This is a genomic window from uncultured Gemella sp. (genome assembly GCF_963515875.1).
Classification (GTDB): Bacteria; Bacillota; Bacilli; order Staphylococcales; family Gemellaceae; genus Gemella.
In genome coordinates, this window is the sequence record NZ_CAUPZX010000057.1 from 1 (window position 1) to 10,149 (window position 10,149).

General features: G+C 32.4%; 6 protein-coding genes and 1 pseudogene. All 7 read left to right on the forward strand.

All coding sequences use genetic code 11. The annotated features are described in order from the left end of the window. Positions 1–1,557 (forward strand): annotated as a pseudogene (locus tag RWL85_RS08045) (hypothetical protein); the annotation flags it as partial. A 90-nt stretch (positions 1,558–1,647) separates the two neighbouring features. Continuing rightward, the gene (locus RWL85_RS08050) at positions 1,648–3,468 is read left to right on the forward strand and encodes a hypothetical protein (RefSeq protein WP_314086906.1); all 1,821 of its coding nucleotides are present in this window, start codon (positions 1,648–1,650) and stop codon (positions 3,466–3,468) included. 111 nt (positions 3,469–3,579) lie between these two features. Further along, the gene (locus tag RWL85_RS08055; RefSeq protein ID WP_314086908.1) at positions 3,580–4,893 is read left to right on the forward strand and encodes a heme-binding Shp domain-containing protein; all 1,314 of its coding nucleotides are present in this window, start codon (positions 3,580–3,582) and stop codon (positions 4,891–4,893) included. 10 nt (positions 4,894–4,903) lie between these two features. After that, entirely contained in the window at positions 4,904–5,863 is a 960-nt protein-coding gene (gene isdE / locus RWL85_RS08060) for a heme ABC transporter substrate-binding protein IsdE (RefSeq protein ID WP_314086911.1), read from the forward strand. A 105-nt stretch (positions 5,864–5,968) separates the two neighbouring features. Next, positions 5,969–6,943, forward strand: a complete 975-nt coding sequence (locus tag RWL85_RS08065) for an iron ABC transporter permease (RefSeq protein WP_314086914.1) — start codon at positions 5,969–5,971, stop codon at positions 6,941–6,943. After that, positions 6,943–7,707, forward strand: coding sequence for an ABC transporter ATP-binding protein (locus RWL85_RS08070; RefSeq protein WP_314086915.1), 765 nt, complete (start codon positions 6,943–6,945; stop codon positions 7,705–7,707). Before RWL85_RS08065 ends, RWL85_RS08070 begins: the two co-directional genes overlap by 1 nt. A 243-nt stretch (positions 7,708–7,950) precedes the next feature. Further along, on the forward strand, positions 7,951–10,131 hold the full coding sequence (locus RWL85_RS08075; protein WP_314086917.1) for a cation:proton antiporter: 2,181 nt from the start codon (positions 7,951–7,953) through the stop codon (positions 10,129–10,131). Positions 10,132–10,149: the final 18 nt, after the last annotated feature.

Consider the following 10,149-nt stretch of genomic DNA (forward strand, 5'->3'; position numbering starts at 1 on the left):
GAAAGAGAAAAAGCTGAAGCTGCTAGAGCTCAAGCCGAAAAAGAAAGACTTGAAAAAGAAAGACTTGAAAGAGAAAAAGCTCTAAAAGAAGCTGTAGAAAAAATCCAAGCTGAAAACAAAGAAACTGTAAAAGAAGCTGAAGCTGCTAAAGAAACAGTAACTAAATTAGAAGCTGATAAAGCTCAATTAGAAAAACTAGTTAAAGAAAAAGAAGAAGCTATAAACAATGCTACTACTGAAGCTGAAAAAGAAAAATTATCTACAGAAAAAGCAGCAGTTGAAAAAGAACTTACAGCAAAAGTAACTGAATTAAAAGCCGAAAATGAAAATGTAGTTAAACTTGAAAATAAAGTTAATGAAATTAAACAATTAGAAGAAGTTAAAACAGAAGCTGTAGGGAAAATCCAAGCTGAAAACAAAGAAACTGTAAAAGAAGCTGAAGCTGCTAAAGAAACAGTAACTAAATTAGAAGCTGATAAAGCTCAATTAGAAAAACTAGTTAAAGAAAAAGAAGAAGCTATAAACAATGCTACTACTGAAGCTGAAAAAGAAAAATTATCTACAGAAAAAGCAGCAGTTGAAAAAGAACTTACTGCAAAAGTAACTGAATTAAAAACTGAAACTGAAAAAGCAGTTAAACTTGAAAATAAAGTTAATGAAATTAAACAATTAGAAGCAATTGTAAAAACTGCATCTCTTAAAGATACATTGGTTGCAAAAGTTGAAGAAAATGGTTCTTCTGAAAAAGTTACAGTAACATTTAATAATGCTGCTATAAATGCTGATCACTTAGTTGTACAAAAAGCTAATGAAAAAACTGTAGCAGATGTGAAAGAAAAAGTAGAAGAATTAGCTAAAAAAGCTGATAAAAATCTAAGTGTTGTTAAAACAATCGATCTTCACTTCGCTGATTCTAATGGTAATGAAATCAACAAACAAGGTGAAACACGTGCCGTTACAGTAGCTGTAGTAGCTAATGAAGGTGAAAAACTAGAAGTTTACTATGTACGTGAGACAGTTGATAAAAATATAGTTTTAGAAAAAGTTCCAAGTGTTTATAAAGATGGAAACCTTACATTCTTTACAAATCACTTCAGTCGTTACACTATCGTAAAAGAAAAAGAAGGTGAAACTGATCAAAATACTTCAGTACCAGTAACACCTACTCCATCAACTGACTCTACTAAACCTGTAGTGACAGACGAAAATGAGGCGCCAACTCAACCTGAATTACCTGCTTTAGACTTAGAAAAAACTAACAAAGGAGAAGCTTTAATTCAACCTGAATTACCTACATTAAATATCAATGAGTTAAGTAAAGAACAAAATGTAAAAGAAGAAGCTGAAGCAACTGCACAAAACATCTTCGGTCAAGTAGACAACAAAGAAAACAAAAATGTTGAAGTAGAAAAAACTGTTGCTCAAAATACTTCTCAAACTGTAGCTACAGGACTTAAACAATTAGCTAAAACTGGACTAAATGCAACAGCAACTGCTGGATTAGGTGTATTAGCACTACTATCCGCTTTAGTACTACGTAGAAGAAACAACAAATAATATAAATAATAAAATCTTTATACAAAGGGGTAATCTACCTCTTTGTATAAAGTCATGTATAGAGAAATTTTAAGGAGGACAAATAAAAACATGAAAACTAATAAATTTTTAAAAGTTCTATCTGCAGCAACGATTATTTCTACAATTGCTGTGGTAGATTATTCAACAACTGCACAAAACAATAACAAAGTTTTATTAGCAGCTGATACTCAAAATCCAGAAGTAGAAGTAGAAGCTGTACTAATGCACGCTTACGAAAATAAACCTTCAATGGGGAATGTAGCATTAGAAGGTAAAAAAACTACTGTCCAAAAAGTTAATAATGGATATAAATATAAAGTAATTTGGCATGATATTACTTATGCTAATTTAACTGGTGGTATAGGTCATTTTTGGATTAATGGATCTGAAGTACCTCTAAAACCCATAGAATTACCAGGTTTATTAAATCCAAAAGTAGCAGAATTTACTTTACCTACTTTAGAGAGTCGTATCCCTGTAGAAGTATTCGTTGAAGCTATGGATAAAATAATGCCTGGTAACGGTAAACAACGTGCATTTCTTCAAATCGAGACAAAAGGATTAGAAGAAAAACTTGCTCCAAAGCATACCGAGACTGAATCTGCTCCCTCAGCAGCAGCTTCTACGGGTACTACTCCTAAACCAACGATAACTCCATCAAGACCTGACACTCCAAATAACGTTAAACCATCGGATAAACCTCAAGGTTTTGAAGGGACTCCTCCTAGCGACGCTAACCCTGGAGTAACTACATCTACTCCAAAAAATACATCTGCAGCAACTGCAACTTTCTATAAAGGAGTAAAAGCCTCACTACTGAACGCTTACCAACCTGATAGAAAATCAATGGGAGATGCAGCTCTAGAACATAGCAATGTTACTGTATTTAAAGAAGGAAGTACTTACCACTATATCGTAAGATTCCATGATTTATCTACTCGTGGTTTCACTGGTGGAATCTCTAAATTCTGGGTAAATGGTACAGAGTACCCAGTTAACTCTACTCGCGGTGCCAATAACCAAGTAGAAGTACACTTCACATCTACTGAAAAACTATCAACTGTTCCTGTTACTGTATTCGTTCAAGTTATGGAAGATATTATGCCAGGTGGTGGTAAACAAAATGCTACTCTATCATTTGATTGGTCTAATGTAACTGAGGAACAAGAAAAACCTATAGCTGGTGGAAATCCTGGATCTAGTGGATACACTCCAACTCCTGGTTCTAATCCTGGAGGTCAACCTACTTCACCAATTACTACTCCAACAACACCAGCACTTCCTGCTGCTGCTCAAGGTCAAGGTGTAGAAGTGCCAGTTACATTCTACGATAACGTAACTGCTTCTCTATTAAATGCTTATGAAGCAGGTCGTGCGTCTATGGGGAATGCCGCATTAGATGGAATCACTGTATTCAAACATGGTGATACTTATCACTACAAAGTTCGTTTCCACGATATCAAAGTAGGAACTCTTACAGACGGTATTACTCGTTTCTGGGTTAATGGAACTGAATATCCTGTTGTAAAAACAGGTGGTGCTATGAACCAAGTAGAAATTCATTTCACATCTAACGAAAAATTAACTAACATTCCTGTTTCTGTCTTCGTACCAACAATGGAAAGTATTATGCCAGGTGCTGGTAAAAAAGATGCAATCCTTAGCTTAAACTGGTCTAACGCTACAGAAAGACAAGGTACTGCAGTTATTGATGGTGGTCAACCAGGAGCAAGTGCTGCTGGTAATGGTGCTGGTGCTTTAACTCCAAAAGGTGGACGTCTAAACAACGGTCGTCTATCTAAAACTGGTTTAGAAACATCATCATCAATTCTTGCAGGAGCTCTTACTCTAATGAGTGCCTTCATGGTTGGTAGAAGAAAACAAAAATAATAAGATAATATCCTGCTTAATTAGCTTACTATTATCTATTCCGTAAGGCGGGAAAACTTCCCGCCTTTATTATTAAAAATTAAATAATACAAAAGAAAGTGAGTTTATACAATGAAACGAATTTTAAAACTGTTAACGATAGTTATTGCTACATTAACATTTATAGTTACATCTAGTAATGTTCCTTTCGTTAAAAATGTACATGCCGCTGACAGAGTATATAGCGTTCCTGTGGAACTATGGCACGCTGAAAATAGTGGTCGTCTTTCTATGGGGAACAATGCACTAGCTACACATGCTACTGTTAACGTTCATGATAATAACACTTCTACTATTACTGTTCAATTCACACCTATGGATTTCAGTAATATGCACGGTCACTTATTATCACTTAGTATTTATTCATCTCCTATATTCTCAGGAGGTCTGACAGCCGCTTCTGTAACAAGTACTTATAACGATACAAACTTAGATGGTGGTACAAGTACTTATCCTGGTACATTAAGCTTTAATTTCGGTGAAGCTAAACCTGATAAAGTTGGTGTGCGTGTTGCGGTTGATGCCATGAACCAAATTATGGGTGGAGATGCATCTCAAAATGCTATTATTAAATTTAATTGGTCTGGGGCTTCTTTAGTATCGGGTTCTGAAGATAATTCTAAAGATAAAGATAAAAAAGAAGACAATAAGAAAAAACAAGAAGAAAACAAAGACAAAAAAGATGAGAATAAAGCACCTGAAGGATTTGTTGCTAAGAAATTAGAAGATTACTTCAAAGCAGATCAAAAAACAAAAAATCCTGGTCTTTATAACCTTGATATCACTGGTTCATATTTAAATCCTCTAACTGGAATTACTGCTGATGGTGGAACTAAAAATACTGCTATTGGTGAAGGTATGGTACAAGGGGTAATCTCTCCTATTAATGCAGGTGGAGATTTAAATGATGCTCTTAAAAATCAAAAATCTAACGGTGAAAAACGTTGGTCTAAAGCTATGCTTCAACGTACAAAAGATGGTAAACTATATGCTACTGTTCGTATTCACTTAATGAACTGGGTTCAACGTAGCAAAGAACAAGGTCCTTTCATTAAAGTTCTTCAAAAAGACGGAGAATTCAAACAAGTGGAAGCTACTGAAACAAAAGTAAACATTGAACAATATAAAGATAGTTATGTTGACTATCGTTTTGAAGTACCAAATGAAAACTTCTTAGCTATGGTGCAAATGTATGTAGAACCTATGAATCGTCCTGTTCGTTATTTTGTGGAAGTTAATACTGACACTATTAAAAACGGAAATGATGGCTTAGATATGGAAGCTATTAAAGAAGCAAACTACACACCTTATTATTTAGGTGGTATAGGAGTTCTTGCAATAGCTGCTGGACTTTACTTTCCTCGTAAAAAAAGAAAAAATAACTAGGAGATAATTCATGAAAAGAAAACTATCCCTATTATTTACACTACTTCTAGCTAGTATCTTAGTACTTACTGCTTGTTCATCACAAAACAAAGCCGGTAACACTACTGGAACTGATCCTAATCTAGCTGATAAAGCTTTTAATGAAACAATAGACTTGACAGGTGTAAATAAAGATAAAAAATCTGAAGAAGAAAATGGTAAACGTGTAGTAATGGATTCTGTCGCTCTTGCTCAAGTAGCTAATGTTCTTGACATTAAATTAGCAGCTGTTCCTACTACAAAATTAGGACGTATGCCTAAAAAGTATGACAATACTGTTCAAATTGGGCTTCCGATGAATCCTAATATGGAAGTTATTAAGTCTATTAACCCTTCTATTGTATATGCGCCAGATAGTTTACAAGACTGGATAAAAGAAGGATTCGAGAAAAATAAAATACCTTATAAATTTGTAGACATTCGTAGTGTTAACGGGCTATACGCTGTAACTGAAGAACTTGCAAAAGAATTCGGTAAAACTGAAAAATTCAAAGAGTTAAAGAAAGAACACGATGAATTCTTCGCCAAATTCAATGAAAAAATCGCAAATAAAAAGAAACCAAAAGTTCTTGTTCTTATGGGGTTACCTGGGAGTTACATGGCAGCTACTGAAAAATCTTACGTAGGTAACCTTGTAAAATTAGCTGGTGGTGAAAATATCGTTAAAGGTAACGAAGAGTTTAAAAATCTAAACTTAGAAACTGCTTTAAACGATAAACCAGATTTCATTTTACGTACTGCTCATGCTATGCCTGATACCGTAAAAGAAATGTTTAAAAAAGAATTTGAAAACAATAAGAGTTGGTCTCATTTTGATGCGGTAAAAAATAATAAAGTTGTCGATTTAGATAGCTCAATGTTTGGTATGACAGCTACATATGATTACCAAAAAGGATTAGAAAGTCTGTACAGTATTTTTTATAGTAACTAATACTTAAAACCAGAAGTAGCGCATTGCTACCTCTGGTTTTTTAAATAATACAATTTTAAAACAATGTGATATACTAAATATATAAACTATATAAGGAGGTTCTTAATGTTTAAAAATAAAAAAGCAATCACTTTTTCTGTTCTTATTCTGCTTTTATTGAGTACAATATTTTTTGCAGCGAACAGTGGTAGTATAAAAGCTAGCGTCGGACAATTAGCTGTTGGTATCTTTACCGGAGAATACGCCAATGTAAATACAATTATCGACGTTCGTTTTCCAAGAATTATCATCACCTTATTAGTAGGTGCTGCGCTGGGAGTTAGTGGTCTATTATTACAAACAGTATTAAAGAACCCACTTGTTGATCCTAGTATTATTGGTGTTTCTAGTGGAGCTAACCTATTTTTATACTTAGGATTAGGATTATTACCACAATTTTTAATGTTTAAGTCTGTATTTTCTATTATCGGTGGTGTTCTTGGTTTCTTAATCATTTATTACTTAGCTGGTAGAACAAAAAACAATGTTAAAATTATTTTAATCGGTATTGCGATAAGTTATTTCTTTACAGGAATACTAAGTTCTATGCAGTATTTGAACCAAGCTAACTCTACTACTTCATCTGCATTCAAAACTGTTGGTTTAGGTACTAAAAACTGGGATGATGTTTCATTATTATTAAGTTGGATTCCAATATTACTAATTATTAGTTTCTTCTTAGCTAAACTATGCAATATCTTCGCTTTGGATGATAATATTATTAGTTCTCTTGGTATAAATATTAATATGATTCGTTTGTTGATTTCATTTGTTGCGGTGGCTCTTGCTTCTATTTCTACAGCTGTTGCTGGTGTTATGGTATTCTTGGCTCTTATTACACCTCATATTGCTAAGATTGTAATTGGACGAAATCATACTTACACAATTCCATTTAGTGCTTTACTTGGAGCATTTATTCTACTATTATTCGATACAATCGGTCGTATTATTTTTGCACCAATCGAAATACCTGCTGATTTAATAATGATGATTATAGGTGGACCTGCATTTATTATTTTAGTTAGGAAAGGAGTAAGTTAATGGAAAATATAATAGAAATTAATAACCTGACATTTAAGTATGATAATAAAAATGCTCTTTTTGAAGGTCTAAATGTAAATATTGAAAAAGGTAAGATTACTACCCTACTTGGTAAAAATGGTTGTGGTAAGAGTACACTAATAAAAATATTAGCAAAAAATTTAAACTATAATTCTGGAAGTATAAAAATCGAAAATAAGGAATTAAATTCATATTCATTAAAAGAACTTGCGAGTATTCTTGCAATTGTTTATCAAAAAAATGAAACTCCTCGAGAGATTACCGTCTATGATATGGTAAGTTTCGCTAGACTTCCTTATCAAAATATCTTCTTCTACAAACCTAACGCTAATGATGTTGAAAAAATTGAATTCGCACTAGAAAAAACTAATCTATCAGCTTATAAAGATAAACGCGTAGATGAATTATCTGGAGGTCAGCTTCAACGTGTTTACATCGCAATGGCGTTAGCACAAAGTACTGATATTATTATACTAGATGAGCCTACTACTTTCCTTGATATAAAATATCAAAAATCTATAATGCAGCTTGTAAGAGAGCTTAATAAATCATTAGGAATCACTATTATCATGGTATTGCATGATATTAATCAAGCTCTAGCTTATAGTGATAATATTATTGCTCTTCTTGATGGAAAAGTGATTAAAAATGATCAAGCCACTAACTTTTTTGATGAAACCCTTCTAAATAAACTTTACGATGCTGATATTAAAATAGAAGATGGAAAAGTAATTAGTTGGTAATTTTATATAAAAAACGAAAGAATATCGCTACATTTAAGTACTAATATTTAGATGTAGCGATTTTTTTATAATACGCTGTAGAATAATTTACCAATAGTTTATCTATATTTACTAACCTTAAAGACTTATGAATTCTAATTTGAATAATCTTCCTTTTATTTGTATTATCATTGAATTTAGTACTAATTGATGGTAAAATATATTGGTACAAATAATAATAAAATAATTACAAAGGAGTTTTTTATGGAAATACTAACTACCCTAGGTATATTTGTCATAATTGTAATACTTGGTTCATTTTTAAATAATCTTTTCCCACGTATTCCAGCAGCTTTATTCCAAATAATACTTGGTGCTGCGATAACATTTATTCCTAATCTTCCACTTCATTTTGAGTTTGAATCAGAAATGTTTATGATGTTAGTTATTGCACCATTACTGTTTACTGACGGTTTCAACTCTTCATTAAAGAATATTTGGTTGTATAAAAAACCAATCATATATATGGCAATATTTTTAGTTCTTGTGACGGTAATTGTTGTCGGTAGCATAATTCATTTATTACTTCCAATGATTCCATGGGCAGCATGTTTTGTTTTAGCCGCTATCCTATCACCTACAGATGCTGTTGCTGTTAAATCAATAACTAAAGGAATGAAGCTACCTAAAGGACTTATGGCTATACTAGAAGGTGAGTCGCTTCTGAATGATGCTTCTGGTCTTGTATCATTTAATATAGCTCTGGCAGCCGTTCTTACTAATACATTTTCTGTCGCAAATGCTAGTTATAAATTTTTAGTAGTTGCAGGAGGTGGAGCAATCTTTGGACTTATTATTGGGATAGCATTCTCTTATATTAAGTTTATATTCTCAACAAAATTTGCTGATGAAGCTAATATTTTAGTTATTTTTCAATTAATAACACCAATTATAGTATTCTATCTTGCAGAACATATTGGTGTATCTGGTATCGTTGCTGTAGTAATTACAGCTCTAGTATACAACTACCAAAGAAAACTTCACTTACTTACTGTTGTAAGTAGTGATGCTGCAGTAACTATAGATAGTACTCAACAAATAGCAAGTTATGTACTAAATGGCTTCGTATTTACATTTTTAGGATATTTGCTTCCAGAGATATATCATACAATGTTTAACAATAGAGAGATTGATATTGTATATGGATTCATTATTTCATTAGTTATTGTTTTAGGTCTAATGATAGTCAGATTGATTTTTGTATATTTCAACTACATATCATTCCAACCTCATCATTTTACGACTGCTAGAAAAACAGCAAAAATAATATTAAATAGAAAATTTGACAAAGATAGCTATTCTAGATTTAGCTACTCTTTAATTGCTAGTTTATGCGGTATTCACGGTACAGTAACACTTGCTACAGCACTTATGATTCCTATCGTAACTGCTACTGGAGATAACTTCCCACTTAGAAACACCATCCTATTCATTGCTAGTAATGTCGTGTTACTAAGTATTGTTATCGGTACACTCGCTCTTCCACTTATTGTTAAAGGAGAAGATGAAGAAAAAGAATATACTCAGTACTCTCTTCGTGAAAAAATCCTAGAAGGAACACTTGAAGAACTAAAAGAACGTGATATTTCTAAAAAATCTATCGAAGAAAAAGTTGCTTATGCTTTTGAAATAAAAAGTTTACACGAAATGAAAGCATACTTTAGAAACATGCACACTGGAAGATTTAAAAATGCTAGTGAAGCACTAGCATTACACAAAAAAATAATGAAAGCACAAGATAAAGCTCTTCCTGAAATACTTAAAGGCAACCCTAACATTGAGCAAATATTGGAAATTTCTAAAATCATGCAACTTAGAAAATCTTTCTTATTTACTTATTCAATACCAAAAAGTCTACTTCTTAATTTGAGAATATATATAAAAGAATCTAGTCTAAAACGTCGTTTAACTCGTCATTTTGTAGCTAAAGATCTAACTCCAGAATTTTATGAGAAACTTAAAGAAAAAGTTCCAAAAAGAAGAAAAGTTAACTTCGTCAATAAATTAGATGAAATTAAACAAAGAGCCGAAGCTTCTTCTAGCCAAATTCAAGCTATCATCGATTGTTCGCCTACAGTAAGAGACTCACTTCTTGATATAGCTTATAAGGTTATTGATGAAAAGTGTTCAGATGAAAATACTGCAGAATTCGTTAAAGATATATATAGATACTACTCATTCACCTTGTTTGAAGTATTTTTAGAAGATATCGATTTTGAAGAAGAACTTAAAGAACTTCAAATGGAAGCAGTTCGACTTTTAAAATACAGAATATTAACGATGAGAAAATTGAATTATATTTCTCTAGAAGATTCTTACACCGCTCTTCGCGACTTAAACTTTAGTGAATCTATGATCTTCCCTCGTGAAACTGAAGAAGAATAAAATAAAAAAGCTGACCTC

Coding starts and splice junctions, on each gene's coding strand:
- RWL85_RS08065 (WP_314086914.1), top strand. CDS start 5,969: ATGTTTAAAAATAAAAAAGCAATCACTTTTTCTGTTCTTATTCTGCTT.
- RWL85_RS08055 (WP_314086908.1), top strand. CDS start 3,580: ATGAAACGAATTTTAAAACTGTTAACGATAGTTATTGCTACATTAACA.
- RWL85_RS08075 (WP_314086917.1), top strand. CDS start 7,951: ATGGAAATACTAACTACCCTAGGTATATTTGTCATAATTGTAATACTT.
- RWL85_RS08050 (WP_314086906.1), top strand. CDS start 1,648: ATGAAAACTAATAAATTTTTAAAAGTTCTATCTGCAGCAACGATTATT.
- RWL85_RS08070 (WP_314086915.1), top strand. CDS start 6,943: ATGGAAAATATAATAGAAATTAATAACCTGACATTTAAGTATGATAAT.
- isdE (WP_314086911.1), top strand. CDS start 4,904: ATGAAAAGAAAACTATCCCTATTATTTACACTACTTCTAGCTAGTATC.